This window comes from Mesorhizobium sp. ArgA1, from assembly GCF_053714375.1.
This window is the reverse complement of record NZ_JBSKBQ010000113.1, coordinates 1-760: the sequence shown is the minus strand read 5'-3', so window position 1 is coordinate 760 and position 760 is coordinate 1. Positions and strand designations below refer to the sequence as shown.

Genomic DNA, 760 nt, shown 5'->3' with positions numbered 1-760 from the left:
GGCTGGATCTTCATGGCGATATGGAACCAGTCGATGATGTGGGTCGTCGGCTTCGGCATGGCGCGGGGCAGCCGCTTGAGGATTTCGGCGCCATCCGAAATCACCGTCACATCGCCGAAGCCGCGATATCCAACTTCCTCAAGGGCGTGAAGGGTACGATCGTGGATTGCATGCTGGTCGGTGCTGCCGGTGACGAAATAGCGCCCGCCGGGTTCGCCCTGTCCGCCGCGGCCGCATCTGGCCACGACGAGCTCGAAGTTACGCGCTGAATTGGGCTCGGTGCTGCGAACATGAGCCGTGTCGATGCTGACGACAAACTCCTTGCGGCGATCGCCAGGAAGCTGCATCTCAAGCTGACGCCGGTCATCCGCTTGAGCCCTCGATCGCCTATTTCTTGCACCATCTGATCATCCAGCCGCTCGCCGATCCTGATGGTGCGCTTGCGCACGGTCGCGTGCGTCTCGGTCGGTTCGATGGGCAGAAACTGGGCGAGGATGCTGGCCGCCTGCCGGTAAAAGGCGCCAACCAAGCCCGGATGGCACCCCGGGCACAGCATCCAGCGCGGATTGCGAACCGCAACGGCGCCGAAGACAGTTCGGATCCGGCGCGTTGTGTAGTCCTTAACCGGCCGGAATGTGTGGCAGTCTGGGCAAACCCGACGGAAAAGCGCGTATGTCTCGGCTTCGTGCTTCACGACCGCGCTCTGCAGCGTCGCCATGACCTTCTTGCCGTCTTCGATCGAAAAGCCGATCTCACCGTC

At 62.4% G+C, this 760-nt stretch carries 1 pseudogene; it reads right to left on the bottom strand.

The annotated features are described in order from the left end of the window. Positions 1 to 106 precede the first annotated feature (106 nt). Positions 107 to 760: pseudogene (locus ACWGTI_RS32580) on the bottom strand (hypothetical protein); the annotation flags it as partial.